The sequence below is a fragment of the Parasedimentitalea huanghaiensis genome (assembly GCF_009753675.1).
Taxonomy (GTDB): Bacteria; Pseudomonadota; Alphaproteobacteria; order Rhodobacterales; family Rhodobacteraceae; genus Parasedimentitalea; species Parasedimentitalea huanghaiensis.
Genome location: NZ_WQLV01000020.1, coordinates 1 through 25,972, shown reverse-complemented (window position 1 = coordinate 25,972; position 25,972 = coordinate 1). Strand labels below are relative to the sequence as shown.

The 25,972-nt window shown below is 53.8% G+C and carries 21 protein-coding genes; 4 read left to right on the top strand and 17 right to left on the bottom strand.

Translation table 11 applies throughout. From position 1 onward, the window contains the following. Positions 1–110: 110 nt before the first annotated feature. Genes GO984_RS21515 through GO984_RS21505 form a run of 3 tightly spaced genes read right to left on the bottom strand, consistent with a single transcriptional unit; the run spans position 111 to position 4,749 of the window. A complete protein-coding gene (locus tag GO984_RS21515; RefSeq protein ID WP_157024615.1) occupies positions 111–533 on the bottom strand; it encodes a DUF2141 domain-containing protein in 423 nt (140 codons plus the stop codon). Next, complete coding sequence (locus GO984_RS21510; protein WP_157024614.1) at positions 530–3,658, bottom strand: efflux RND transporter permease subunit; 3,129 nt, start codon at positions 3,656–3,658, stop codon at positions 530–532. Before GO984_RS21510 ends, GO984_RS21515 begins: the two co-directional genes overlap by 4 nt. Further along, a complete protein-coding gene (locus tag GO984_RS21505; RefSeq protein WP_342448120.1) occupies positions 3,655–4,749 on the bottom strand; it encodes an efflux RND transporter periplasmic adaptor subunit in 1,095 nt (364 codons plus the stop codon). The genes GO984_RS21510 and GO984_RS21505 overlap by 4 nt, the downstream gene beginning before the upstream one ends. A 165-nt stretch (positions 4,750–4,914) precedes the next feature. Here GO984_RS21505 and GO984_RS21500 point away from each other — a divergent pair, with 165 nt between their 5' ends. After that, positions 4,915–5,541 carry a TetR/AcrR family transcriptional regulator gene (locus GO984_RS21500; RefSeq protein WP_157024612.1) on the top strand — a complete coding sequence of 209 codons (627 nt, stop codon included), beginning with the start codon at positions 4,915–4,917 and terminating at the stop codon, positions 5,539–5,541. A gap of 90 nt (positions 5,542–5,631) precedes the next feature. On the opposite strand, the gene GO984_RS21495 is transcribed toward GO984_RS21500, so the two are convergent. The 6 genes from GO984_RS21495 to GO984_RS21470 all read right to left on the bottom strand — a co-directional run bounded on the left by GO984_RS21495 (position 5,632) and on the right by GO984_RS21470 (position 13,349). Continuing rightward, complete coding sequence (locus GO984_RS21495; protein ID WP_157024611.1) at positions 5,632–7,467, bottom strand: BCCT family transporter; 1,836 nt, start codon at positions 7,465–7,467, stop codon at positions 5,632–5,634. Positions 7,468–7,563: 96 nt separating this feature from the next. After that, positions 7,564–8,574 (bottom strand): Ldh family oxidoreductase, encoded by a 1,011-nt coding sequence (locus GO984_RS21490; protein WP_157024610.1) that lies wholly within the window; start codon positions 8,572–8,574, stop codon positions 7,564–7,566. A gap of 12 nt (positions 8,575–8,586) precedes the next feature. Next, positions 8,587–9,234, bottom strand: a complete 648-nt coding sequence (locus GO984_RS21485) for a DUF3726 domain-containing protein (RefSeq protein ID WP_157024609.1) — start codon at positions 9,232–9,234, stop codon at positions 8,587–8,589. Then, positions 9,231–10,919, bottom strand: a complete 1,689-nt coding sequence (locus tag GO984_RS21480) for a hypothetical protein (protein ID WP_157024608.1) — start codon at positions 10,917–10,919, stop codon at positions 9,231–9,233. The genes GO984_RS21485 and GO984_RS21480 overlap by 4 nt, the downstream gene beginning before the upstream one ends. Positions 10,920–10,923: 4 nt before the next feature. Beyond that, the gene (locus GO984_RS21475) at positions 10,924–11,898 is read right to left on the bottom strand and encodes a membrane dipeptidase (protein WP_157024607.1); all 975 of its coding nucleotides are present in this window, start codon (positions 11,896–11,898) and stop codon (positions 10,924–10,926) included. Next, on the bottom strand, positions 11,898–13,349 hold the full coding sequence (locus GO984_RS21470) for an aldehyde dehydrogenase family protein (RefSeq protein ID WP_157024606.1): 1,452 nt from the start codon (positions 13,347–13,349) through the stop codon (positions 11,898–11,900). The genes GO984_RS21475 and GO984_RS21470 overlap by 1 nt, the downstream gene beginning before the upstream one ends. A gap of 97 nt (positions 13,350–13,446) precedes the next feature. Between GO984_RS21470 and GO984_RS21465 the strand changes: the two genes are divergently transcribed. Continuing rightward, positions 13,447–14,349 (top strand): LysR family transcriptional regulator, encoded by a 903-nt coding sequence (locus GO984_RS21465; RefSeq protein WP_157024605.1) that lies wholly within the window; start codon positions 13,447–13,449, stop codon positions 14,347–14,349. 79 nt (positions 14,350–14,428) lie between these two features. Here GO984_RS21465 and GO984_RS21460 read toward each other — a convergent pair whose 3' ends face one another. The 7 genes from GO984_RS21460 to GO984_RS21430 form a co-directional block, all read right to left on the bottom strand. After that, positions 14,429–15,811 carry an FGGY-family carbohydrate kinase gene (locus GO984_RS21460; RefSeq protein WP_157024604.1) on the bottom strand — a complete coding sequence of 461 codons (1,383 nt, stop codon included), beginning with the start codon at positions 15,809–15,811 and terminating at the stop codon, positions 14,429–14,431. Further along, positions 15,808–16,125, bottom strand: a complete 318-nt coding sequence (locus tag GO984_RS21455) for an L-rhamnose mutarotase (protein WP_157024603.1) — start codon at positions 16,123–16,125, stop codon at positions 15,808–15,810. Before GO984_RS21455 ends, GO984_RS21460 begins: the two co-directional genes overlap by 4 nt. Beyond that, a complete protein-coding gene (locus tag GO984_RS21450; protein WP_157024602.1) occupies positions 16,122–17,129 on the bottom strand; it encodes an ABC transporter permease in 1,008 nt (335 codons plus the stop codon). Before GO984_RS21450 ends, GO984_RS21455 begins: the two co-directional genes overlap by 4 nt. Beyond that, a complete protein-coding gene (locus GO984_RS21445; protein ID WP_157024601.1) occupies positions 17,126–18,109 on the bottom strand; it encodes an ABC transporter permease in 984 nt (327 codons plus the stop codon). The genes GO984_RS21450 and GO984_RS21445 overlap by 4 nt, the downstream gene beginning before the upstream one ends. Positions 18,110–18,112: 3 nt before the next feature. Then, a complete protein-coding gene (locus GO984_RS21440; protein ID WP_157024600.1) occupies positions 18,113–19,633 on the bottom strand; it encodes a sugar ABC transporter ATP-binding protein in 1,521 nt (506 codons plus the stop codon). 81 nt (positions 19,634–19,714) lie between these two features. After that, positions 19,715–20,710 carry a rhamnose ABC transporter substrate-binding protein gene (gene rhaS, locus GO984_RS21435; RefSeq protein WP_157024599.1) on the bottom strand — a complete coding sequence of 332 codons (996 nt, stop codon included), beginning with the start codon at positions 20,708–20,710 and terminating at the stop codon, positions 19,715–19,717. 37 nt (positions 20,711–20,747) lie between these two features. After that, a complete protein-coding gene (locus GO984_RS21430; RefSeq protein ID WP_157024598.1) occupies positions 20,748–21,551 on the bottom strand; it encodes a DeoR/GlpR family DNA-binding transcription regulator in 804 nt (267 codons plus the stop codon). A gap of 190 nt (positions 21,552–21,741) precedes the next feature. Between GO984_RS21430 and GO984_RS21425 the strand changes: the two genes are divergently transcribed. Both GO984_RS21425 and rhaI read left to right on the top strand, forming a co-directional pair. Then, positions 21,742–23,844 (top strand): bifunctional rhamnulose-1-phosphate aldolase/short-chain dehydrogenase, encoded by a 2,103-nt coding sequence (locus tag GO984_RS21425; RefSeq protein ID WP_157024597.1) that lies wholly within the window; start codon positions 21,742–21,744, stop codon positions 23,842–23,844. Between the two features lie 11 nt (positions 23,845–23,855). Beyond that, complete coding sequence (rhaI, locus tag GO984_RS21420) at positions 23,856–25,130, top strand: L-rhamnose catabolism isomerase (RefSeq protein ID WP_157024596.1); 1,275 nt, start codon at positions 23,856–23,858, stop codon at positions 25,128–25,130. Between the two features lie 351 nt (positions 25,131–25,481). Here the strand turns inward: rhaI and GO984_RS21415 are convergent. Then, positions 25,482–25,972 (bottom strand): hypothetical protein (locus GO984_RS21415; RefSeq protein ID WP_209279456.1); only part of this gene is annotated, 491 nt, incomplete at its 5' end.

Genomic DNA, 25,972 nt, shown 5'->3' with positions numbered 1-25,972 from the left:
CTTTCTGCAAATCCTAGTGTTCAAGATGTTCATTTCGCCCACAGGGTGCAAGGGCTCGATATCAAATGAACTGGAACAATCCCAATGTAGAGACGGACCAGACCCAGAGGCTACTTGTCGTAGTGCACACGTACGGTGACTTTGCCCGGCAACACCGAGGCCTGGCTAAAGTTCGGGTCATCCTCGCGGTTTGGCGCACCTGACCCACCTACCCCCTCTAACAAATGGCTGCCACGTATGTTCAGATCCTCATCCTCGTTTTCATCATGAAACAGAAAAACAGCATAGGGACCTTCATTCAACGCAGAGAAATTGTGACGCACTATACCCGTCTGCGCCGATATTTCAGCATAGTCCACGACATTCCAATAGTTGAGTGTCTCGTAGTCTTTGGCGTTATCGAACACGAGGATCAAAACGTTTCCAGCGCTGTTGCGCACGCCTTCGATGGTCAATTGGATGCCCTCAGAAAACGCTGGTGCAGATAAAGTCAAAAAGGCCGCTAAAGGAAATGGGAGCAAACGAGTTTTCATATTGATTGCCTTCCAACCTTTGAGGAGGAAGTGTTGGGGCGAAACAAGGCAAACAGGTCTTCGGTTATTGCAATCAACACCGGTACAAGGATCAACATCAACGCGGTTCCGAACAACTCGCCGAAGACCAGCGAAACTGCTGCTGGAATAAGGTATTGCGCCTGTTCAGAGGTTTCCATGAGCAATGGCATTAGTCCGATCACGGTTGTGGCTGTGGTCAGAAAAATGGCCTGAAACCGCCCCAAGCCGGCATCTTTCAATGCATCGGGCACGGTTTTCCCGTCTTCGCGCGCCTGATTGTAACGGGTAATCATGACCAGACTGTCGTTCACCACAACACCTGTCAGCGCCAGCATCCCAAAGAAGGAAAACAAGGATAAAGTCACACCTGTGATCAAGTGCCCAACCGCAGCCGCAATAAAACCAAAGGGCACGATCGCCAGAATAATAATGGGCTGCCAATAGCTCTTTAATGGGACTGCCATAAGAATATAGATCAGAACTGCGGCCAAGATCAGCGCATCAATCAGATTGCCCTTTATTTCCCCGATTTCCTCCAGCTCCCCCGCTCCCACAACTTTGACGCTTGGGTATTTTGAGGAAAGCTGCGGCAGCAGCTGTTCAAATACGGCCTGTCCAACTTCTTCCGGGGCCACCACCCCACGGTCAACGGAGGCGGCCACAGTGTTCACACGCTGCCCGTCACGGCGAAAGATCATCCCAGCGACATAACTGCCTTCAATGTCCGCAACGGTCTGCAACGGCACCCATGCACCGGTTGAGCTTCGCAGATGGGTTTGCATCAGGTCGTCAATTGTATCGCGCGCAACGCGCGCGTTCTGCACAACAACACGCACCTCGGCCCCATCACGATGGACCCGGGTCACTTCAGCACCGCCAAAGCCATAGCCAATCTGGTTTGCCAGGGTTTCTGCTGTGAAGCCAAGATTGCGGGCATCCGGGCGCAGGTGCAGTTTCAACTCTGGCTGCCCCCCCACCAAGCCATCCCGAATATTCGTTACACCGTCAATTTCATCCAAAAACCTGCGCATCTCGATGCTCGCTTGGGCAAGTAAATCCGGATCTTTCGACATCAGACGGATCTGGAACCCACCGGCCAGCTCATCCGACCCGGAAAATTCGAGTTCTGTTGCACCTTCGACCTGTCCCACCCGTTTCCTCCAGGCAGCCACCACGTCCAAAATCGCCACCTCGGGTCGTTCAGCCACCGGCAGCATCTCGGCGTAAAGCTGGGCACTGCCTGCACTGCTGATCAGGGTGAAAAAGGTCTTGATCGGTGGCTTTTCCATACCTTCGCCTTCTGCAATCTCTGTATTCAGCTCCCGGCCCAGTTTTTCGATCCTATCCACATTGGCCTTTGTCAGGGCAAACGGCGCGCGCGCATCCATTTCAAGGTTCACCGTGATAATCTGTCCCGGAACATCAGGGAAAAACACTGTTTTAACCTTGCCTATTCCCATCAGACCCAACCCCAATGTGCCCGCAGCAACGAACACGATCAGCACCGCGTACCGATGCGCGATAGAAACAACAAGAATTGGCTGATAAACACGATCGCGGAACCAGAACAGACCGCCACGGGCTGCATCCTGAACCCGCCCCCAAAGGCGGGTCACCATGTAGCGGCGTTTCCCGTCCATCGGCAATTGGGCCAGATGTGCCGGTAAAATGAGTTTGCTTTCAATCAATGAGAAAATGAGCGCTAAGATCACAATGCCTGCAAAGCTGGCCATGACTTTGCCCAGAGGATTATCCATCAACAGCATCGGGAAGAATGCGGCGATCGTTGTCAGCACACCAAACACCGTAGCCACTGCAACGCGCTCCACCCCGCGTTCAGTTCCCGCAACGGGGTCTTTTACCTTCATTCGCTCTTCGAATACGCTTTCGCCGACGACAACTGCGTCGTCCACCAAGATGCCCAAAGCGATGATCAGCCCAAACGTTGTGACATCATTGAGCGAATAATCCACCCATTTTGAACCTGCGACAGCCATCGCCCCCATGACCGAAATCGGGATTCCCATCGCCACCCAAAAGGCAAGCCGCAGATTTAGAAACACCGCCAATATGAAGGTGACCAACAGCAGTCCCTGCACCCCGTTAGACTTAAGCAATGCCAAGCGATCCGAAATGTAACCGGCACTATCGCCCCAAACCTCTGCTTCGATAGATGGCGGCAGCTGTGCCTTGAAGTCCTCGATGACCTCTCGCACCACTTGGCTGATTTCCAGCAAATTTTCCTTTTGCCCAATCAAGATCTCCATGCCAATGGTCGGGTTTCCGTTTAACCGAAACAGAAAATCACCATCTAGAAAGCCATCTTCAATCGTTGCTAGGTCTGCCAACGAAACATAAGAACCGTCGGCCCGTTCGATGATCGGCAGCGCCGCGTATTCGGGGGCATAACGCGCCCTGTCATCTGCGCGCAGAAAAACGGTGCCACCTTCGGTGCGCAATTGGCCAGCCTGAAATGTCAGTGAATTCGCCTGAATTGCGGTGGAAACATCAGCGATGGTTAGCCCGTATTGGCGTAGCTTTTGTGGATCCACCTCAATTCGCAACTCGCGCGGGATCAAACCCCAGATATTCAGCCGAGACAATTCAGGTTGCGCCAACAGTTCTTCTTTTAGCCGTTGAGCCAATGTCTGCAGGGTCGCCGGATCGGCGTCCCCATGCAGGTTCACATAGAGGGCCGGAAAGTCATATCCTGAAGCCTCGATCACAGGTCGGCGCGCCGTCGCTGGCAGATCGGTCATCCCATCAATCCGGATGCGAACGCGATCCAAAACCGTTTGCAGTTTTACCCCACCTGCGCGGCGCACGGAAATCGAACTCACTCCATTGCTCGACTGTGCGGAAATGCTGCGGACACCTTCCACCCCCTCGAGCGCCTGTTCGACTTTCCGGGTCACCAACTCATCAACCTGTTCGACGGTGGCATCCGGATAGACGATGGAAATTTCTACACTTTCCGGGGGAATACGTGGAAACCCTTCGATACGGATTGAGAACATCGTCTGCACACCAAGAAACAATATCAATGCCATCAGCAAGTTTGCGGCAACGGGGTTGCGGATGAACCAAGAGGCAAGTGACTTCATAGCTCAACCCTCACCCTTTGTGGGGTCACCCGTTGGCCGGGCAGGAACGAAGCAAGAGGTGTTTTGACGATGTTCCAGGGGCCTGATCCCTGCGGAGCAAATACAGAAATTGCATTTTCAGTGCGAAACAGGATGTCAGGTCTGAAACGGCGCAGTTGGTTCTTTCTGTCCACCATCCAGACATAACCGGCCCTTGAAAGAGCGGCTTCGGGTATGGCCAATGTGTTCGAAATGCTCCGCCCGTGGAATACAACTTTCAAAAAGTCACCTGCCAACATTGCTTCGCTCGGATTGCGGACTTCCAGAAACACGCGCACCTGGCGGGTAGCTTTATCCAAAAACCCTCCCCCTTGCCGGATGCGTGCCTGCCCAAGTAGGCGCCCATCGCGATGAAAAACCTCAGCCGTTTTTCCTGCTATAGGATGATCAAGTAATTCCCAGTCGGCCTGGCTCAATTCCACCATCAACTCGAACTGGCGGTCATCCGATAAGTGTACCAGAGTTTCACCCGCATTGACCGTTTGCCCAAGGCTGGCCGAACGCTTTGTGACAAAGCCAGAAAACGGGGCGGTAATCTCGGTATTTTCAAGCTCTCGCTGCGCCGCCTGCAATTGGGCCTTTGCAGAGGCCACGGTACGTTCTGCAATACGCACCTGGGGCAAATGAATGGCAAGGTCGGTTGGCGGCTTGGTGCCATCTCTCTCAAACTGGCGTAGGGCTACAGCCATGCTGTTTTGAGCGCGCAATAACGCCAACCTGGCATCTTCAAGGCTCAGTTCAGCAGATGCCACTGTGGTTTGAAACTGAGTTTTTTCGATCGAAAACAAACGCGCGCCCTTTTGAACACGCGCACCTGCTAGGGCTTCGTCGTATACTTCCAGGATCCGCCCGGATACGGCACTCCGGATGTCCGCATCCCAGTGCGGACGTAACTCTGCGTAAGCCGAAATCGTAGCATTGACCTCTTTGAAACCGATCTCATGAACGGTCACAACCGGAGCAGCTCGCGGAGGCTCAGTTCTAGATACATCTGCTGTGTTTTCTGCTTCGGACAATATGACCAGAACAGTGGCCAGAAATGTCAAAGACACAAAAAACCAAACCCACCGCCACGTTTTCGAAGCTCTAACTTGTGTGGGTTTGTCGGCCATTTCAATTCCTTCCAGCGATCATTCGAACCAAAGCACCACTTGCGGCAGTGCGTGAATTGCTATATATACAGTGAACGATCGTTCGTTCAAGTATGAGGCTGAAAAATGTCCAACCAAGAAGTCGCGCCTGAGAGCAAACGAGACAAGGCACTTGCTAAAAGGCGGCGCAAAATTCTTGAAGCGGCCGTGATGTGTTTTCTGGAAAACGGCTATCACCAGACCGGAGTTCGTGACATTGCCACCCGCGCGGGTGTGAGCTTGGGAAATCTCTACAATCACTTCCCCAGCAAGCATGATGTTCTTGTGGAGATCGCTGGACTTGAACGCGACGAACTAGCCCCATTTCTGAAAATCCTGGCGAAGACCTCCCCTGCCCCAAAAGTCTTGGACAAGTTTGTCACGGCTTATGCAAAATATCTCGCGGCGCCAGAGAATGTGATACTGAGTATCGAAATAACTAGCGAAGCAATCCGCAAGCCGGATATCGCTGATTTATTCTTGGAAAACAGAGACCTGCTGACTTCGAGCCTGACAAGTGTTCTGAGCCGTGGCGCCGCAGACGGCGATCTGCGCCCCCTATCAGATCCCTCTGATACTGCTCAGCTAATACTTGAGCTAATCGAAGGAAGTGCCGCCCGAAGCATGTTGAGTGGCGTTCCAATGCGCAAGATTTTGGGTGGTGTAAGGGACTTTATCTCTGCCGCAGTGTCGCCACCAGATACAGCAGTTTAACCAAGAAATTCCTCGCAGCAGACAACGACGGGTGTTTAGGTGCGACCTGTCTGTACGAGCGGGCCGCAACAGCCCGCTCGGTTGATATGGTTACTCGGCAGGTGCGGCAGCTGTTTCACTGTGTTTATCACGCAACCCATCGCGATACAGCGCCTTAGCCAGCGACACACACATCAGCCCCATCACCATCGTAAAAGGTAGAGCCCCGATGATCATGGCGCTTTTCAACGCCTTCATAGCATCTTCTCCGCCATTGATCTTGCCTGCAATCAACAGAGTGCCAATCACCAGTGTCAGGATGACGCCCCAGACGATGCGATGTTTGACACCCGTTTCCTGCTCTCCGCCCGACATGATGGTGTTCATCACCAGAATGCCCGAGTCAGCCGACGTCACCAGAAACGTCAGGATCAGGACCACACACATGATGGTGATAATCGACAGGAAGCTGCCTGATAACATCTCGCTCAAGGTCACAAACAGCTTGGCGGTGCTAGACGCCCCGATGATGACCCCATCTGCGCCACCGGTCAGTTCCAGATCAATAGCCGTACCGCCCAGAATTGCCATCCATGCAAAGCAAACCAACGTTGGCGCAAAGACGCAGCCGACAATGAATTCCCGAACGGAACGACCCTTGGAAATGCGGGCAAGGAACAGGCCAACGAAAGGTGAGAACGCGATCCACCAGGCCCAGTAGAACGTGGTCCACCCAGATTGCCAACCGAACTGACGTCCCGCGTTACCTGCTTCGTATACTGCGGCCAAAGTTGCCTCTGGCAGTTCCGCAGCTGCGCCTTCAAGCCCAGACTTAAACCCGTCAAACGATCCCCATGCGTTGGTTGCGCCTGCCATCAGATCCCCCGACAGAGGCTTGGCTGCTTCGGGCAATGCTGCGGCAAAGGCATCCGCAGATTGCGGACCATAAGCACCAAAGCTCAGCGCGACAAAATTCAGGATGTAGTCCACCAAAGCCGTGGCATAGGTGGTCATTGCAAACAGGAAGGATCCAAACACGACAAAAGTCAGCAATAGGATGATCGACAGCACCAGATTCAGGTTCGACAGGTATTTCACCCCACGCCCCACCCCGGAAACCGCCGAAATGATCGACAGTCCCATGATGACAACCAAACCAGTAACAAGTCCTACAGTGCCAGGTGCTGGTGCGTCGCCGGTCATATCCATCATCCAGTCCATACCAGTGATGGCATAAAGCCCATCAATGAACTGGCTGACGCCAAATCCAATGGTTACCGATACGCCCAAGATTGTCGCAACAACACCCAAAACATCAACGATATGACCAAAGATGCCATTCACATATTTGCCAAACAGTGGCGTCAGAGCAGATCTGATGGTCAGTGGCATATCACGCGTATAGGCGTAGTAGGCCAGCGCCAGACCAGTGACGACATAGATCGCCCAGGCATGGATGCCGTAGTGAAGAAAGGTGTAGCGATACCCCGATTGCAAAGCCTCTACGGAGTTGCCTGCGACCTCACCTGAAACGACCACTGGGTTTGACCCCCAAAGCCCCATTGGTTCAGCGGTGGCGAAAACCATCAACCCAACACCCAAACCAGCCCCGAACATCATCGAAAACCATGAAAAGTTAGAGAACTCCGGCGCTTCGCCTTCGCGTCCCATGACGCGTTTCCCCGTTTGCGGCAGGGCTGCTACAACAAACAGAAAGAAGGCAAATGCCCCAACGATCACGATATAAAACGTATTGAAATCGTTCAGGATGCGCCCGTTTAACGACCCCAGAGTGTTGTTTGCATTGGCTGGCCATACGAGAGCCCAGATAACCAGCAAGGCCATTGTGATCTTGCTGATAAGTGCGATCGGCAGACTGTATCCTTCATAGAATCCAGCCCCCGCTTTCTTAATTTCCAGCTCCGTAAATGGAGGCTTGATTGACATTGGAACTCTCCCTTCCACTGTTGGCTCATTCGAGCATTTGGAACAGGCCTTATGCTGGCCTGCCCAATTTACCTGCCTCCCCCGGCAGGCATTCCCTTAACCGAGCAGTTGCTCGATCCGGGCAAGGGTTGCGGTGTTGACCGCAACGCCCTGTGTCTGCGCCAAAGCGCGTTTTTTGCTGCGCCCGTCGCCCGGCAAATGCGCACCCTCCTGTTCATGAACAGAGTTGGCCAACTCTGCGATGCGAGCCGCAAACAGATCTCGGGACGTTGCAGCGGGATCAATTGCCAAAAAGAACTGTCCTGTTTTGGGTGGTCCACCAGCGGTCCCTGAAAATGGCGAGGCATTGATGCCCAAAGTGGCGCCGCTGAGTGCGGCAGCCATCAATTCAACCAACACTGCAACTCCGACCCCCTTGTATCCGCCGGAAGGTGCCATCGAGCCCTTTAAGCCAACATTCGGGTCTGTGGTCGGGTTGCCGTCACCATCTAAGGCCCAGCCAACTGGTATGGGTTTCCCTTCGCGCGCATGTTTCATCACCTCACTCTTGGCGATAGTGCTGGCGCTCTGGTCGATCAATATCGCCGGTTTTCCATCAATTCCCGGCGCGGCGATCGAAAATGGATTGGTCCCAACAACCGGCTTGTATCCCCCAGATGGCGCAATAGAGGCCGGAGCATTGGTGAACCCAAGTCCAACAAGACCCGCCTCGGCCAGCCGATGGGTGTGGTATCCCAGTACGCCGCAATTATAGGAATTATGGATCGACAGTGCTGCGACGCCCTGTTGACGAGCAAGCGGGATCAGCTGTTCAAACCCTTTGTCGATCGCAGAGTGTGCAAACCCCGTTGCCGCATCTACAGTGATCACGCCTGGTCTGGGAACCTCAAGCTTGGGAACAGCCTGACCATCGACTTTTCCACACTGCACATGTTCTGCATAGATCGGGATATAGGCCAACCCGTGGCTGGCGACGCCATCGGCTTCTGTTGCCGCCGTAGCGACAGCCAAGGGCCGGGCATTCTCAGGAGAGGTTCCAGCAGCCACAAGCGCAGCAAAGGACAGGTCTTCGATGTCAGCAAGGCTGAGTGTTCGGGTCTCAATCATAGGTTCTCCAAATCAGTCATTGTCGGATTGTCCAGCCCCTGCCCCCAGTCGCCGTGATGTTTCAGTTGCCGGGGCATAGGTCAGAGCGGCAAATGAATTGAGTTTCTCCCAGTCCCGGTTGCTGGGTCTGGCACGGCCAATCTGGTTCGCGTCTTTAGTAAGCGGCGGTGCCACAATGATTTCCACCTGCTCAACCTGTTCGATATAGAAGGCAGCCTCCGTTGAAGTTGCTAGATCAACGGTCTTTCCATTTGTCGTCATCGTTGCGCCTGGCCAGTGTACCTGCAGATTGGTTTTAGCCCTGCGCGCCGCCGCAGCCACAAACGGAAGAATGAACAGTGGGTGAGACAGAGCACGGATCCTGACCCCATTTGAACCAACCAGTGTTGCACAGTCCGACAACGAAGCACCGACGTGTAGTGGACACAGCCTGCCAGCTTCAGCGAGCCACTCTCCGACCAGGGATATTGGCGTCTGTAGATTGCAAGCAGGATCTTGGTGCGCTTCAAGAACACCTGTTAGTACACGACAGCCATCAATATTCTGGGCACACAGCCAGCGCGTTGCCTTGGCAGCCTCTTCGGCTAGCCCCCAGCCCAGCCCAGCGCCACGGGCGGCCCGTTTACTATGGGCTTCAACTTCGTTCAGAGAGTAGCTCATTCAGCGCCCTCCAGGTTGGGGTAAACCCAGTGGTCCGCGTTGTCGTGGGTCAGTTCATTGGGGTATGGTGCCCCCTGGAACATACAAATCCGAACCCACCGGTCCGAGCGTGGATCAAAGTGGGTAGCCCCAAAGAAAGAGAGTTTGGCACGCAGCATATCAATCGGCAGGATATCTTCGCCGATGGTATTGTCCTGGATTTCGCTATAGGGCGCGCTGGCGCTGATCTGGCTGCGTCTGACCGTGTGGCGATGTTCTGGGTGACGTAGTAGGAAATCTGAGATCTTTTTATCGTGCTCCCATTTTCTCAGCTCCTCATAGGCTTGCACCGCGTCCCTTGCTGGGGCCAGCGGTTGTTCATACTCCGCGATGGATTCCTTAAACCGGGAACCAATGCGCGGCTCCAGTTTTTCAGCCGAAACATACCAGGCCTGTGCGCAGTTCTCAGAGGCGGTCCAATCCAGTTCCAACGCCCAGCCAAAGCAGTTCTGGATCAGCTCTTTCAGGGCGCCAACGGTCATATCGCCGTCGATCAGGAACGCATCTGAGTTGCAATCAGACAGACTATTCGACAATCCATCTACAAGGTGGTCATAGGGTTCCATCACAACGGAGTTCACCAATTCCTGACCCTCTTCGCTCAGGTGGGCCTCGGACCAGCGAACAAGCTGATCCCAGGGGAGATCTGTTGACAGATCGTGTTTTGCGACATGGCTGAACACTGCATCCAGATCGGCGCGAAGGGTGTTGAGTTTTTTGACTTGCAGCGGGTGTTCAGATTGCCACTGCGATACGGACTGAGAACACCGTTTCAACATCTCTTTGAATTGGGCAATCTCTGCGTCTGTCGCACGTTGAACTTGTCGGACACGTAACAGGGCTTCTTCGCGCGCCATGATCCAATTGTTGAACAACATCGGATGGTTCACGATAAACGGTGCCATACCAAGTCCCGTTGAATTGCCAATACCAAGCTGCCGCGCGACCCTGTTATCCAACCGTACTGCGGTCTCGCCGCCTTTGGTTTGGGCAGCATCTTCGATCAGATCACGCACAAAGGCTCTGGTCAGAAAAACCGAGAGCATTTCGGCCTGGAATGGTGCGGAAAACTCAGGTCGATCTGCAATCATCTCTCGGTCTGCAGCGCCGAATTTTCCTGAACCGTACACGGCGGTGGTCCGCATCAAGTAGCCGACGTTGGCCAGTTGCTCGGCCTCGGGCTGGTGCCCACTGGCAAGCACTTCGACCACATGGTTCCAGAGGCGGACCGACCGATTGGCGCGAGACAGCGACAGCTCGCTTTCACGAATGCGTCCTGCTTCCTGCAGCGGAACATTCTTTGACAGTCGCTCTATATCATCGGCCGTCGGAATACCGTCGAAAAGCGTAAACGTTGCGTCCCATGCCTCTGCTATGACCCTGTCAGAACGCATTTCCGACGGTAGATCGTGGGCAAAGGCAACAAGGGAGTAAGTGCGATCCGGCCCTTTGGCGCAATAAACCGCGTGTCCTGTGCCATCCGCTGCTATGTTGAATATTGGGCGGGAAAACTCCCAGGCCTCATCAGCCATGCGCCGGGTCAGGATTCGCATAAAGCTAAGACGGCATTGATGAAGCGATCCCAGCCGCGATAGCCGCATGACCTGTCTTGGATCACGGAGCGAAGGGCGCAGGGAACCCGTCATCCGTTCAAACCTGCGGCGTGAAATTGGTGGCAAAGAAACGATGCCAGTTGTCGCCAAGAACCGCCGAAACTTCAGCGCCAGACATCCCGACATCGCGCAACCCATTTTTTAGGTTGCTAAAATCGCGGTTGTTGCGAAACCAATTGGGCATATCGGGGAACCCAGGCTTATCGGCCGACCCCTCGCCATAGTCGATGTCTTTGGTCCATCGGCCAACGCGCATCCACTCCACGACTGTATCAGGCTGGTCCTGACACAGGTCACTGCCAATGCCCAAATGCTCGACGCCGAACCGATCAGCGCAACGCGCAATCATTTCGCAGAAATCTTGCAGGGTGCAGTCTGATTTATGTTTCAAATGATGCGGGTAAATCGAAAACCCAAACATGCCGCCGTTTTCCGTCACAGCGCGGATCACATCGTCTTTTTTGTTGCGCAAGGCCGGCGCCCAATCATACGGGTTCGCGTGAGTGATGGCGATTGGGCGCCCGGATAGATCGGCCGCTTGGATAGTCGACCGATCGGCGGAGTGGCTCATGTCGATCACAAGACCCACACGGTTCATCTCTTTGATGACCTGCCGCCCCATACGGGTAATGCCGGTGTCTTCGTTCTCGTAGCATCCAGACGCCAGCAGTGATTGATTGTTATAAGTCAGCTGCATAAAGCGGGCACCCAGTGAGTGCAGAATTTCGATCAACCCAATGTCATCTTCCATTGGGCTGGGATTCTGAAACCCAAAGAAAATAGCTGTGCGCCCGGTTTCACGAGCCTTGTCGACGTCACTGGCCCACAGGCCCTTCATGATCAGGTCTGGATATTGTTCAAACCAGCGGTTCCACTTTTCAAAATTCAGCACCGTTTCCCGGAAGTTCTCGTGGTAAGCGATGGTGACATGCACCGCATCCACATTGCCCTCCCGCAATTGCCGAAAGATCTTTTCGGACCAGTTGGCATATTGCAGGCCGTCTATCCGCATCAGCTTGGTGTCCCTGCGCTGATATAGGCAGTTTTGACGGTGGTGTAGAATTCAGCAGCTGACTTACCTTGTTCACGCGGTCCGTACGAACTGTCACCGCGCCCGCCAAATGGTACGTGATAATCAGTGCCAGCAGTTGGCAGGTTGACTGTCACAACGCCAGTCCGTGCATTGCGGCGAAAATGTGTGGAACGGGCAAGGCTTTGCGTCACTATCCCCGATGTCAGGCCGAATTTGGTATCGTTGACCACGCTCAGGGCCTCGTCGTAGCTGCCCACTTTGATCACCGAGGTTAGAGGCGCAAACATTTCCTCACGGTTGATGCGCATGTCGTTGGTGGTGTTCAGGAACACTCCAGGTGACATGTAAAACCCATCATGTGGCATCTCCAGCCGGGCGCCGCCACAAGCCAGCTCAGCTCCCTCGGAAAGCCCCAAGTCAACGTAGGCCAGGTTTTCATCAAGTTGCTGTTGGCTAACAACCGGCCCCATCTGGGTTCCAGCCTCCAGCGCGTGGCCTACCTTCATCGCCTTGGTGCCAGCAACCAGTTTTTCTACAAAACTATCATGCACCGCATGGTGGACCACAAGCCGGGAGGAAGCGGTGCATTTCTGACCGGTGCCGCCAAACGCACCGCCAAGGGCAAGTGAGACAGCCAGGTCCAAGTCCGCATCATCCATCACCGCCAAGGCGTTTTTGGATCCCATTTCCATCTGTACCTTGGTCAGGTTCTGGATTGCTGCAGTGGCTATGCCCTTGCCCACAGGAACCGATCCAGTAAACGAAATCGCGTTTACCTTGGGGCTTTCGACCAACTGTTGACCAATCGAGCGGCCAGACCCCATCACGAGGCTGAACAGCCCTTTGGGAATATCCTGTTTGGCGATGATCTCTGCAAGCGCCACAGCCGATGCCGGGGTGATATTGGCGGGTTTCCAAACAACAGCGTTACCATAGCAAAGAGCCGGAGCAATTTTCCACGAAGCGGTGGCGGTGGGAAAGTTCCATGGGGAGATGATGGCCACAACTCCCACCGCTTCTCGGCGCACGTCGATTTCAACACCAGCGCGCACCGAATCTGCATTCTCACCAAGCTGACGCAGGCATTCAGCGGCGTAATATGTAAAGAACTGCCCGGCACGGTAGACTTCTCCTTTGCCCTCAGCCAAAGGTTTACCCTCTTCCCGGCTCAGCAGGGCTCCCAGTTCGTCCGAACGCGCCATCAACTCGTTGCCGATGTTCATCAACACTGATTGCTTGCGCTCTATGCCATAGGCCGCCCATTCCAACTGCGCGACCTGCGCCTGATCCAGAGTATCTTGTAACTGTTGTGTGCTTGCCTGGGCGAACATACCTACTAGATCGCTCAGATCAGACGGATTGCGATTTTCAGCTTCGCTCTCGCCTGTAGCCCAATTTCCAGCAATCAGATTCAGTTTGGTCTCGGACATCAGCTTTCCCACATATTGAATTGGGAAAAGAATGGACCTGCAGGCTGATATCAGTCAAATTTAAATAACTTAATCTAATTTCAGGAAGTCTGAAGTCATGGCAATCAAGATTGAAATGTTGCGTTGTTTCAGTGCAGTAGCTGAGGCTGGAAATCTGGCGGATGCTGCCGTCCGGTTGGGGAGAACCCAGCCTGCAATTTCAATGAAACTCAAACAGCTAGAAGATCACCTAGATCAACGGCTGTTTGTCAGCGACAGGAAAAGCCAACTAACGCCCGTTGGCCTTCAGATCTTCGAACTGGCGCGCACCGAGCTGCGCCAGTTTGATGACACCATCAAGGCCATTCAGACCGCAGCAGTATCCCCCCAAGGGCTTGTTCGCGTGGCATCGGTGCCATCCGTCGCAGGGCTTGTCTTCCCCTCAATGGTCGAGAAATTTCGTGTTGTCTGCCCCGGAACCAGAATTGAGCTGCAAGACACAGACACCCAGCAAGTCATTGATGCGCTTAGCCGAGGAAAAGCGGATATTGGAATTGCCTCCAATGATCACACCTTGAATGGGATTCAGCAAACAAAGCTATTCTCGGATCGTTTCGGGCTCATCTGTTCACCGCGCCATCCGCTTGCTCACAAAAAAGGCCCTATAGAGTTGGTCGATGTGATTTCTGATCAGTTCATCAGGAATGATTTGTGCCTATCAATAACGTCACAAATTTTTCAGGAAATGACGGCTCGCGCCAGTTTATCGGCCCGAAACACCCTGTCTCTCATTTCGATGGTCCGCTCTGATCGCTGGGTTACCATCCTGCCCAAAGCTGTATTGCATATAGCCCCCTCGGACCTGATCTTCAGAGAGATCTCAGACCTTACATCCCGGCGTCAGGTCAACCTTCTATTGCGAGAAAAATCTCCGTTTCAGGAGTATTCTGAGAAGTTGAAGGACGTCATTCTCTCTACAAATTGGGAAACAAATCTGAGTGCTGGTTCGCCGAAAAGGTAATGCAACATGGGTGAGTACTTCCTTCACTGACCGACGAACTTCTATCGCCCGAGGCAGATCCCGGAAACAGGTCCCACAGTCATTCCAAGTCGCGCTCAACTTTTAAACGCCATTTCTCAGCATATGTTGCCATTTTTAAAGTATTCTCTGGCATTGTGACATTCTTGGTTTTCGTGGTCATGGCATCACGCGCGAATAACAACGCTGCCCCAATGCTGGTTCCGGTAGACGACGTACTATAGCAGACAGCGCGACCAGTGGCGGCCTCTAACATCGCAAGGTACTGAGCGTTATGTGCAAAAGGGCCTTCAACAATAGTCGGCCCCTTCGCCCCTGTTAGCCGCAAACAAGTGTCTGTCATCATCGCTAGGTAAAAGGAAAGCGCAGCAGCACGTAGGCCAGACCCCTCAGGTGGCTGCGCCCCGTGCCAGCTCAGGTTCCTGCCTTGGTATGGTCCGGTCAGGGGATCAACTGCGGGCAACAACATGATTTCCTGCATCAGCACCTGTTCGACATCCTCAGGGCTGATCTCAACCGAATGGCCCTTCTGGATCTGCTCGAATTCGCGCCCGCCCATAAAGCGGGCTGACGGTACCGCCTCGCCCAGCGCATTAACATTGATCAGAGTGTCCCGAGATGGATCTAAAACTGGTTTGATCCCACCCATTGCCATCACCACCACCCATGTCCCTGTCGATACCACAGAGCACGGCATTTTCTGGGTCAACACATGGGGGTAGAGAGAAGCATTGGAGTCATGAATACCGCAGATTACAGGCGTTTCCTTAGGAAGCCCGGTGACTTTGGCAATTTCCGGCAAAACCGACCCTAAAACATCCGTCGACTTGCGTACTGGCGCAATCTTGTCTGCGATATCCAGCGTTTCAACCAAGTCGGAAAACGCCCCCCGATGCGGCTGCCACAGATCTGTATGACACCCGATTGAGGTCACATCACTGGCCACCACGCCGGTCAAACGGTAGCTCCAGTATTGCGGGTAGGTCAGAATATGATCGGTGCGGTCGTGCAGTCCTGGATCAGCATGAAACTGCCAATACAACTGCGCACCCACATTCAAACCATTGGCCAGACGTGGCGACCCGGTCTGCTCAAATGTTGGGCGGATCGCATCATATTGCCCTGCTGTCTCTACAGGTCCGTCGTATTCATAATCAAGGATTGGAGCGGCCAATTCGCCGTTTTTGTCCAGCAACGCGATGCTAGCCCCGTGAGTGGTAACCGAAATAGCATCAACGCCATGTTCGCGATGAAACTGCCCCAGCGCATCCAGTAAGAACTTCCAATGCGTATCAACGTCAAAATGTGGCCATGGAGGCCCCGGAAGAACCGCATTGGGGCGCGTCACAACGGCGATTTCTTTCATCGCGCCCAAATCAACCAGCGCCAACTTGGCATTGGTTTTGCCAATATCAATGACCGCGATGTGGCGTGGCGTTTTCATCGCATATGAAACAAACTGGGCAGCGGCAGGACTACAGGCGCATTGTCCGACCAGGTCTCCATGATGTCAGCCATATGCGCCCACCATTTCTGCATCACAGGGTGATCCGGCAGGCTGTCCATTGTGTGGCCCTCGGTACGGATCAGCACGCCAATTAACAATCCAGTCTCTTCGTCCAAATGAATGCTATATTCACTGACACCTGCCTCCCGAAGCAAGCTTACCAGTTCAGGCCAGATCTCGTCATGGCGGCGCTTGTAGACTTCGACCTTGCCTGGATTCAACCGCATCCGAAACACAAACCGTTCGCTCATATCTTCCGCCTTTTCGCTGCAATCATCGCCCAGAGTCGTGGCAGGGCAATCACTCCGATCAGCAGCAAGCCAATGAAAATCGACATCACAATGCCCGGAACGTTGAGCAAACCCAGCCCAAAAGTGACCAGCCCCATGACAACGGCAGCGATCACAACACCTGGGATCGAGCCAGAACCGCCGAGAATGTTAATCCCACCAAGCACCACCATGGTGACCACGCTCAATTCCATACCTGCTGCGATGCTGGGGCGGGTTGAGCCAAGGCGAGAGGTCAGGCAAATAGCTGCCACTCCGGACATCAGGCCGGTCAGTAGGAACAGGATAAACTTAACCCGTTGCACCCGAATACCGCTGAACAGTGCGCCGGTGGGGTTGTTACCAATGGCATAGACCGCTCGGCCGAAATTGGTTTTGTGTAACACCACGCCATAGATCACAGCAATAACGGCAAATATGGCGATCTCAACCGTGAACACCCAGTAGATATAGCCCTGCCCAAACCAAGCAAAGCTGTCCGGATAACCTCCATAAGCGCCATCCCCCAGAACGATGTAACTGATGCCGCGGAACAGGCTCATGGTGCCAATAGTGACCACGATAGAGGGCAGGCCCAGAACTGTGACAAAAAATGCGTTGAAAGCACCGCAGAGCAAACCGACGGTGAGGCCAATCATCACCAGTTCAGTCGTCCCTGCTCCGTATTGCGCCGCCAGCCCCATTGCCGTGCTAGCCAGCGCGATTATCGAAGCAACGGAGAGATCGATCTCTCCCGAGATGATCAACAGTGCCATGGCAAAGGCAATCATTCCCTTTTCGGTAAAGTTGTACGTCGCATCACTCAGGTTCCAGACATTCAGGAAATAGGGCGAGGCAAAACTGTTTAGCACAAAGATCCCAACGGCAACGACCAGCAGCAAGGCCTCCCAACTGCGCAAAATGCGAAAGGCGCGGCTGTTCAGTCGATTGGGAACAAAACGTGCTGCCATAGTGGTATCACTCATACTGAACCCTCGGCTGATTTGAGGATAATTCGGCCCTTTGAGCGGCCGGCGCGGGCGTTAAAGGCCACAGCGATCAGGATCGCGCTGCCGGAAATCGCCAATTGCCAGAAGGGAGAAATATTCACCACAGGAAGTGCATTCTTGACCACGCCGAGGAAGAGAGCCCCCAGTACCGCACCGCCGACTGAGCCGATGCCTCCTGCGATTGAGATGCCGCCAATGACGCAGGCCGCCACCACTTCAAGCTCGAAACCCCTTGCAATATCAACATAGGCCACAGCATAGCGAGCAACCCAAAGATAACCCGTTAGACCCGCAAGGGCACCAGACAAGACAAAGGCCAGAAACTGGGTCTTGCCAACGTCGATGCCAGTATAAACCGCCGCGTGGGGGTTGCCGCCGACAGCAAATACCGACCGTCCCAAAGCGGTGCGTGACATCATCACTCCAAAAACGATCACGGTCGCAATTGCGATCCAGGACAGAACCGGCAACCCTAGAAATGCCGTGCGAGAGAACCCAGTAAAGGCGGTGCTCATTTCGTGGGCATTGATCCATTTGCCCTCGGAAATCAAAAAGATGATGCCTCGAAAGACTGTCATGGTGCCCAGTGTCACCACGATGGGTGGAATTGCCAGTTTCCAAACCAACAGTCCATTGATCGCCCCCATCATTGCGCCGAGCAGGATGGCAATGGCAAGGATGACCGGGATTGGCAGGCCAGGCATGGCCACATTCAACATGGCCACCACCATGCCGGTTAACGCCAGATTTGCCGCCACGGATAGATCAATACAGCGGGTCAGGATAACCACCATTTGCCCGAGTGCCAGAATAATCAATGGCGCCGTGTCGTTGAACACATTGGCAAGGTTAGCCGGAGCGATGAAGCCAGAATACCGGATGGAAACCAGCCCTAACAGTACCAGGATAGCCGCGCCAAGGATCCCTTCGCGTATTGGAATGTGTCGCAATACCATAGCCTAAGCCTCTTCCATCTGGGTGGCTGAAATTCCAGCAGCGTGGCGTACCAGAGTTTCCGGGCTCAACGCATCGCCCTCCAACTCTGCCTCAATCCGACCATCACGCATCACGATGACACGATCCGACATACCGATCACCTCGGGGATTTCTGAGCTGACCATGATCACTGACAACCCCTGCTCTGCCAATTCGGCCATGAACTCATGGACTGCCGCCTTGGAGCCGATGTCGATGCCCTTGGTCGGTTCGTCCAGAATGATCACCTGGGGCTGCGTCGCCAACCACTTGGCAATTACCACCTTTTGTTGGTTGCCGCCCGAAAGATTACCAACATCCTGATCCAGCGAAGCCGCGCGCAGGTCCAGACGCTCGGAATACTCGCGCGCCAGTTTGAACTCTTCAGCCAGTCTCAGAAACCCGGATTTCGAAGTACGTCCCAGAGAGGGCAGAGAAATGTTCTGAAAAATTGGCAGACCGATAATAGTCCCTTGCTTGCCGCGATCTTCGGGCACGTAAACGATGCCATTGGCCACAGCATCCGCAGGCGAACGGATCACGCGAATGCTTCCGTTGATCTTACAGACACCCTTGGATGGTTTGGTGATACCAAACAGCGATTGCATGAATTCTGACCGACCGGCTCCAACCAATCCATAAAACCCCAATATCTCACCACGTTTCAGAGTGAAGTTGATGTCTGCAAATTCGGTCGGATGCGCATAGCCCACCACCTGCAACACGTCTTCGGCAACATTCGGAGTGCGCTCGGGAAAGATGTGTTCAACGGTGCGGCCAACCATCAGCTGAACCAAAGCATCTTCGTCAATCTCAGAGATCAAACCCGCGCCAACAAATCCGCCATCGCGAAAGACAGTATAGCGGTCAGCAATCCGGAAAATCTCATCAAATTTGTGACTGATGAACAGGATCGCTTTACCCTGCTTTTTCAGCGTCTCTACCAGCTCATACAGCTCTTCGATCTCCTTGTGAGACAGGGCTGCTGTTGGTTCATCCATAATCACCACACGCGCATCGACGGACAAGGCACGTGCAACTGCGACCAGGTGCTTGTTCGCAATGCCAAGATCCCGCAACAGAGTACGCGGATCAAACGTCGCGCCGATGTCCTGCAACAGCTTAAACGCTGCACTCTGCATTGCAGCCTTATCGATCAGTCCCCAGCGGGTGCGTGGCGCATGGCCAATAAAGATGTTCTCGGCCACTGTCAGTTCATCAAACAAGACAGTTTCCTGATGAATTGCTGTAATACCCGCGTCTGCCGCCGCATTTGCGTTTGCAAAGGTAACAGGCTCTCCATCAATGCGGATGGTGCCGCCATCGGGAAAATAGATCCCGGTTAGAATTTTGACTGTGGTGGATTTTCCTGCGCCGTTTTCCCCGACCAGCGCCGTCACTTGGCTTGCGTAAAGGTCCAGTTGAACCGCATCCAGCGCTTTGACACCGGGAAAGGTCTTGGTGATCGCGTCCATCGACACAACGGGTGTTGCATGGTCGGTCATTTCGGCTCTTCTCGGCTATGCAATTGGATCATAAAGTGTGTGGCCCAGCACGGGGTAGCGCACCGAGCCACACTTGGGAGCTTAGAAGATCGACTTGAAGGCGTCGATGTTGCTGGCATCATAGATAAACGGATCCGCCATAGCGCCTTCGCTGTTACCGTCTAGCGCAACTTCACCCATGCGGCCCATCGGAATGGACTTTCCAGCTTCCGCTGTTGCAGTGCCTTTGGCCAAATTGTAGGCGATCATCGTTGCCGCATAGCCCAGATCAATCGGGTTCCAAATCGCAAAAGACTTGGACGCACCACTATCGATATGACCGGCCATTTCTGATGGCAGGGCCAGACCAGTCACATTGATCTCACCGATTTTACCGGCGTCAGTTACGGCTTGTGCCGCCGCAACGATGCCCACTGTTGTCGGTGCAATGATTGCTTTCAGGTCAGGATAGCTGGCCATGAGGCCTTGTGCTTCACGGTAGGATTTGTCTGCCAAATCATCACCATATACCGTCGCGACGACGTTGATCCCTGAGTATTCACCTGTCACTTTATTCATTTCGTCGATCCAGATGTTCTGGTTCGTCGCAGTAGCCGTGGCGGACAGGACTGCAACTTCTCCACCATCTGGCAAGTGATCAGCAGCAAGTTTGATGATCATGTTACCGATCAGCGGGTTGGATGATGGGTTCAGATGCATCTGGCGACCTTCTGCAGCCACACCACTGTCCCAACTGATGACAGTAATGCCGCGGCTCATCGCTTTCTTCAGTGCCGGCACCAGGGCGTCGGTGTCGTTAGCCGAGATCGCAATTGCGTCCACATTTTGCGCGATCAGGGCATTGATCACCTCAATCTGCCCTTCAGCAGTTGTATCCGTTGGACCGGTATAGATGATTTCAACACCTCCCAGTTCAGTTGCTGCTTCCTCAGCCCCCTTAGCGGCAGCTTCGAAGAAGCCAATACCCAGAGCTTTGACCACCAGCGCAATGCGCATGTTGTCTTCCGCCATAGCTGGCGCTGCGAACATGGTTGCTGCAATGGCCGCAGATGCCATCGCTTTCTTGAATACACTCATGGTTTCCTCCCTGGAGTGGTTGCATTGTGGACACCGCCTAAGACACTGCCCCTTCTTTTTGCGCCCCCTTGGTCGGCGCGACGATCAGGTTCACATCCGCGGCTTCAAGCATCGCCGCCGTTCGGTCATCGATGCCATCATCCGTGATGATCGTGGTAATTCGGCTCAATGGGCACAGGATAAGGCTAGATCGGTTGGCGAATTTGGAGCTATCGACAAGCACCACCAACTCCTCGGCCTGGCCAATCAGTTTTTGCTCGGCCTGGATGAGCAGCGGGTCCTGCTCCATCAAGCCCAACGGGCCAATTCCCTGCGCGCCCATGAACATGCGCTTGGCATAGAAATTGCGTGTTACGTCATTGTCGAAGGGCGACAAGATGATGTTTTGCTCGCGGTAAATCACCCCACCGGACAGCAGCACCGTGTTACGGGTATTCTTCAACAGGTGCTCGGCAATCGGGAAGGAGTTGGTAAAGACCTGCATTTGCAGAGACGCCAGAGGATGTACCATCTGAAATGTCGTTGTCCCGCCGTTGACGATGATCGGATCCCCATCAGTGCACAGTTCAACAGCAGCTTTGGCAATCGCCCGTTTTTCAACACTGTTGATTGTCTCATTGTAAGAAAATGGCCGTCCAGCCAACCCAACAAATGGCGTTGTCATGAGCGCCTCAGCCCCGCCGCGCACACGGCGCAACTTACCCTGTCCATCCAGCGTCCCGACATCACGGCGTACCGTTGCCTCAGACGCGCCCGTCAGCACACACAGCTCGGCAACCGTCACCACTGACCGGTCTTGCACTGCCGACAAAATAACTCTGTGTCTGTCTTTCTCGTGCATCCGTCGTTCTCCGTTTTGGCTCTCATAAGGTGGAGCGAGTCGTCTCCATCTGTCAATCACTAAATGTCAATATCAATCACTATCAACCTTTTCATGATCGATATTGATCGTTTGTGATTGACTTCATCAAGTCTCCAAGCCAGCCTAGTCACAAACAAATGCAGATAAAATGCTGTTGATGGAGACGAAGATGCCCGACGCCACCCAAAGCCAACGCCTTGAAAACAAGTGGGATGCGACCTGTGCCGAAGGGATGAGTGAACCTAAGAAACTACTCTATCGATCAAATCTACTGGGGTCGGACAAACGAATCACAAACTATGGTGGCGGCAATACATCAGCCAAGGTGATGCAGGCTGATCCGCTGACAGGGCAAGCCGTCGAAGTGCTTTGGGTCAAAGGATCTGGAGGCGATGTTGGGTCGATCAAGATGGACGGGTTCTCCAGCCTGTACATGGACAAACTGAACGCTTTGCGTGACATCTATCGAGGCGTTGAGTTTGAAGACGAAATGGTTGCCTACCTGCCTCACTGCACCTTCAACCTGAACCCACGCGCGGCCTCCATCGACACCCCCCTACACGCCTATGTGCCAAAGAAACATGTCGACCATATGCATCCGGACGCGATCATTGCAATTGCAGCCGCCAAAGACAGCAAGGCACTGACCAAGCAGATCTTCGGCGATAGCATCGGCTGGTTGCCTTGGAAGAAACCCGGCTATGAATTGGGTCTTTGGTTGTCTGACTTTTGCGCTGAAAACCCCGATGCCAAGGGCGTAGTACTCGAAAGTCACGGCTTATTCACTTGGGCCAATGATGCACAGGACTGTTATGATCTGACCCTGGAAATCATCCAAACGGCGATGGATTGGTTCGCAATTCAGACCGAAGGCAAGGAGGCTTTTGGTGGCGCGGTTCATTCCAGTTTGCCAGCAGATGACCGTCGTTCCGCAGCAGCACGGTTAATGCCAGCCATCCGCGGTATGGTGTCTGGCGACCAACATATGGTCGGTCACTTCACCGACAGCGACACAGTGCTGGAATTCGTAAACGCACAGGATATGAACCGGTTGGCTGCACTTGGCACCTCTTGCCCTGACCATTTCCTGCGCACCAAGATCTGTCCATTGGTGGTCGATTTCGACCCCGAGAACCCAGATGTAGATGCCACATTGGCAGGTCTGACCGATGCCGTCGCCGAATACCGCGAAGGCTACAAAGCCTATTACGAGCGCTGCAAGAAGGACAACAGCCCCACCATCCGCGACTCCAATGCCGTGGTCTACCTGATCCCCGGTGTTGGCATGATCACCTTTGCCAAAGACAAAGCCACGGCACGGATCTCGGGCGAGTTCTATGTCAACGCCATCAACGTCATGCGTGGCGCAGATGCAGTGTCTGAATACCAGGGCCTACCTGAACAGGAAGCCTTTGATATCGAATACTGGTTATTGGAAGAGGCCAAACTTCAACGCTTACCCAAGCCAAAATCACTGGCCGGTCGCGTGGCGTTTGTCACCGGCGGTGCGGGCGGCATTGGTTCTGCCACCGCAGAGCGTTATTTACGCGAAGGGGCCTGCGTGATGTTGGCAGACATCGATGATGCCGCACTAGCGGACACCGCAGAAAATCTCACCAACCGTTACTCGGCCGACGTGGTCCGTACAGTAAATATGAACGTCACAGACGAAACCGCCGTGATCGCCGCCTTTGACTATACCGCCGCAGAATTCGGCGGTGTCGATATCCTTGTGTCCAACGCCGGCATCGCCAGCTCTGCCCCAATCGAAGACACCAGTTTGGATCTGTGGAACAAGAACATGGACATCCTGTCCACCGGCTATTTCCTTGTCAGCCGCGAGGCGTTTAAAGTGATGAAGACTCAGGACATCGGAGGCGCAGTTGTCTTTGTCGTCTCGAAAAATGGCCTCGCCGCCTCGCCCAATGCAGCCGCCTACTGCACCGCGAAAGCATCCGAGATCCACTTGGCCCGCTGTTTGGCATTAGAAGGCGCCCCCAAAGGCATCCGCGTCAATGTGGTGAACCCCGACGCAGTGCTGAAAGGCTCAAAAATATGGTCCGGTGACTGGCTCAAGGAACGCGCCTCGACCTATGGTAAAGACAAGGAAGGACTGGAGGAGCATTACCGCCAGCGATCGCTGCTCAAACGTTCAGTCCTGCCCGAAGACATCGCCGAAGCCGCGTATTTTTTGGCCTCAGACCAATCTGCAAAATCCACCGGTAATATCATCAACGTGGACGCCGGTAACGTCCAGTCCTTTACCCGCTAAGGAGACGGTTCATGATCAACGATACAATCCTTGCCCAAGACAACGACCGTGCCCACGCGACCCTCAAGGCTGACTATAATGCTTTGGGTGAACACCTAGACCGTCGCGGCATCGACATTGCCCAGATCAAAGATAAGGTCGCCAACTACGGCGTTGCTGTGCCCAGTTGGGGCGTCGGCACCGGCGGCACCCGCTTTGCGCGTTTTCCCGGTGGCGGTGAACCCCGCGACATCTTTGATAAGCTCGACGATTGCGGTGTGATCCAACAGCTTACCAAGGCAACACCCTGTGTGTCACTACACATCCCCTGGGACAACGCCCCTGCCTGCGATCTTTTGGCCAAGGCCGAAGAGCTTGGGCTCACTTTCGACTCGATGAACTCGAACACCTTCCAGGACCAGCCCGATCAGGCGCATAGCTACAAATATGGCTCTCTGTCGCATACCGACGCAGCCACCCGTCAGCAGGCCGTTGACCACAATATCGAATGTATCGAACTGGGCGCGCAACTCGGCTCTACGGCGTTGACCATCTGGGTGGGGGACGGGTCGAACTTCCCCGGTCAGACCAACTTCACCCGCCAGCTTGAACGCTATTTAGACGCCACCAAACAGGTCTATAACGCCCTGCCCGACGACTGGACCCTGCTAACCGAACACAAGATGTACGAACCCGCCTTCTATTCCACCGTGGTGCAGGATTGGGGCACCAACCTGCTGATCGCGCAGCAGATGGGCGACAAGGCAAAATGCCTAGTCGATCTGGGCCACCACGCGCCTAATGTGAACATTGAAATGATCGTTGCCCGCCTGACCCAGTTCGGCAAATTGGGCGGCTTTCATTTCAACGACAGTAAGTACGGCGATGACGATCTGGATACAGGCAGCATCGATCCCTACCGCCTATTTTTGGTCTTTAACGAGCTGGTTGAGGCCGAGGCAGACCCCGGTTTCAACCCCAGGCATATGCTGGACCAGAGCCACAATGTGACCGACCCGATCGAGAGCTTGATGGTCTCGGCTATGGAAGTGCAGCGCGCCTATGCGCAGGCGCTGCTGGTGGATCGTGTGGCCCTGATGGGCTATCAGGACAGCAACGATGCCTTGATGGCAACAAGCATGCTGAAACAAGGATTTCGCACTGATGTTGAGCCGATACTTGCCATGGCGCGACTTGAGGCAGGTGGCGCAATTGATCCTGTCATGGCTTATCGCGCCTCGCGGTATCGGGTAAAAGTGGCACAAGAACGGCCAAAAATCCTGGGCGCTGGCGGCGGTATTGTCTAACTAGAATTCAATATTTCATAAGCCCCTCAAGGATTCCGAGGCTTTCCAAACAAGTCTTCTGCTGTGCCGTATCAATTGGCTGAGCTGAGCCTCCCCCACAAAGATGGTCCGCTCCTACGATTATGGAACCAGAGGACCATAGACGACGATCAACGGCCCATACAGCCCTTTGCTCGGATGAACGGTATGAAAGTGGTACCAAAGTGTACACTCGTCTAGCGTGCGAAAGCAGGGGTGGTCCCTTATGCTTCGATTGGTATCTACCACTATTTCAACTTGCTAACTCCAACAGCAAACCCGCCAATTGAAACGGGTGGCCGGCCAGTGGGCGATTATAAACTAATTTTCACTTCAGCCATTAGTTTCCATCTCAATCCTAAAAATGGAATATCCAACAGGGAGATTTTTGTTTTTTTCGGTTATTTTCGGCACCGGATCATTAACGATTACCAGCAACTCATTCAGAAACCTTATGGCGGTTATTCGAATTTGATTTCTTTCTGCAAAAGGCAGAAGTGTGTCTTTTCGAAACATCAACCCAGAAAAGATACCAACTTCATTAGCTAACATCAATTCCAGCTTACCTTCCTTGATCAACGTATCCATAAGCTCACAAGAAGAACTCTCGTCGCATTGATCAACAGCGTTCAGCAGCAAAACCACATCAGAATGTACTGCGGTCAAAACCAATTCTCCAGTATAGTTCTGACCTCCTTTTCCGTAACTATCTGTTCTCCAGACTTCTAGGTTTCCTCCACTAGCCAGATTGGACCTGTCGCGCTTTCGTGCCGCCCCAAGTGCTCGTTTAAGCCACCATCCGTTCGAAGGCGACTGGGCTTTTC

Excerpts from the sequence above, each read along its gene's own strand:
- GO984_RS21445 (WP_157024601.1), bottom strand. The coding sequence starts at position 18,109 with ATGGTATTGCGACACATTCCAATACGCGAAGGGATCCTTGGCGCGGCT.
- GO984_RS21460 (WP_157024604.1), bottom strand. The coding sequence starts at position 15,811 with ATGAAAACGCCACGCCACATCGCGGTCATTGATATTGGCAAAACCAAT.
- GO984_RS21500 (WP_157024612.1), top strand. The coding sequence starts at position 4,915 with ATGTCCAACCAAGAAGTCGCGCCTGAGAGCAAACGAGACAAGGCACTT.
- GO984_RS21485 (WP_157024609.1), bottom strand. The coding sequence starts at position 9,234 with ATGAGCTACTCTCTGAACGAAGTTGAAGCCCATAGTAAACGGGCCGCC.
- GO984_RS21430 (WP_157024598.1), bottom strand. The coding sequence starts at position 21,551 with ATGCACGAGAAAGACAGACACAGAGTTATTTTGTCGGCAGTGCAAGAC.
- GO984_RS21440 (WP_157024600.1), bottom strand. The coding sequence starts at position 19,633 with ATGACCGACCATGCAACACCCGTTGTGTCGATGGACGCGATCACCAAG.
- GO984_RS21475 (WP_157024607.1), bottom strand. The coding sequence starts at position 11,898 with ATGCGGATAGACGGCCTGCAATATGCCAACTGGTCCGAAAAGATCTTT.
- GO984_RS21455 (WP_157024603.1), bottom strand. The coding sequence starts at position 16,125 with ATGAGCGAACGGTTTGTGTTTCGGATGCGGTTGAATCCAGGCAAGGTC.
- rhaS (WP_157024599.1), bottom strand. The coding sequence starts at position 20,710 with ATGAGTGTATTCAAGAAAGCGATGGCATCTGCGGCCATTGCAGCAACC.
- GO984_RS21450 (WP_157024602.1), bottom strand. The coding sequence starts at position 17,129 with ATGAGTGATACCACTATGGCAGCACGTTTTGTTCCCAATCGACTGAAC.
- GO984_RS21515 (WP_157024615.1), bottom strand. The coding sequence starts at position 533 with ATGAAAACTCGTTTGCTCCCATTTCCTTTAGCGGCCTTTTTGACTTTA.
- GO984_RS21465 (WP_157024605.1), top strand. The coding sequence starts at position 13,447 with ATGGCAATCAAGATTGAAATGTTGCGTTGTTTCAGTGCAGTAGCTGAG.
- GO984_RS21495 (WP_157024611.1), bottom strand. The coding sequence starts at position 7,467 with ATGTCAATCAAGCCTCCATTTACGGAGCTGGAAATTAAGAAAGCGGGG.
- GO984_RS21425 (WP_157024597.1), top strand. The coding sequence starts at position 21,742 with ATGCCCGACGCCACCCAAAGCCAACGCCTTGAAAACAAGTGGGATGCG.
- rhaI (WP_157024596.1), top strand. The coding sequence starts at position 23,856 with ATGATCAACGATACAATCCTTGCCCAAGACAACGACCGTGCCCACGCG.
- GO984_RS21470 (WP_157024606.1), bottom strand. The coding sequence starts at position 13,349 with ATGTCCGAGACCAAACTGAATCTGATTGCTGGAAATTGGGCTACAGGC.
- GO984_RS21490 (WP_157024610.1), bottom strand. The coding sequence starts at position 8,574 with ATGATTGAGACCCGAACACTCAGCCTTGCTGACATCGAAGACCTGTCC.
- GO984_RS21480 (WP_157024608.1), bottom strand. The coding sequence starts at position 10,919 with ATGACGGGTTCCCTGCGCCCTTCGCTCCGTGATCCAAGACAGGTCATG.
- GO984_RS21510 (WP_157024614.1), bottom strand. The coding sequence starts at position 3,658 with ATGAAGTCACTTGCCTCTTGGTTCATCCGCAACCCCGTTGCCGCAAAC.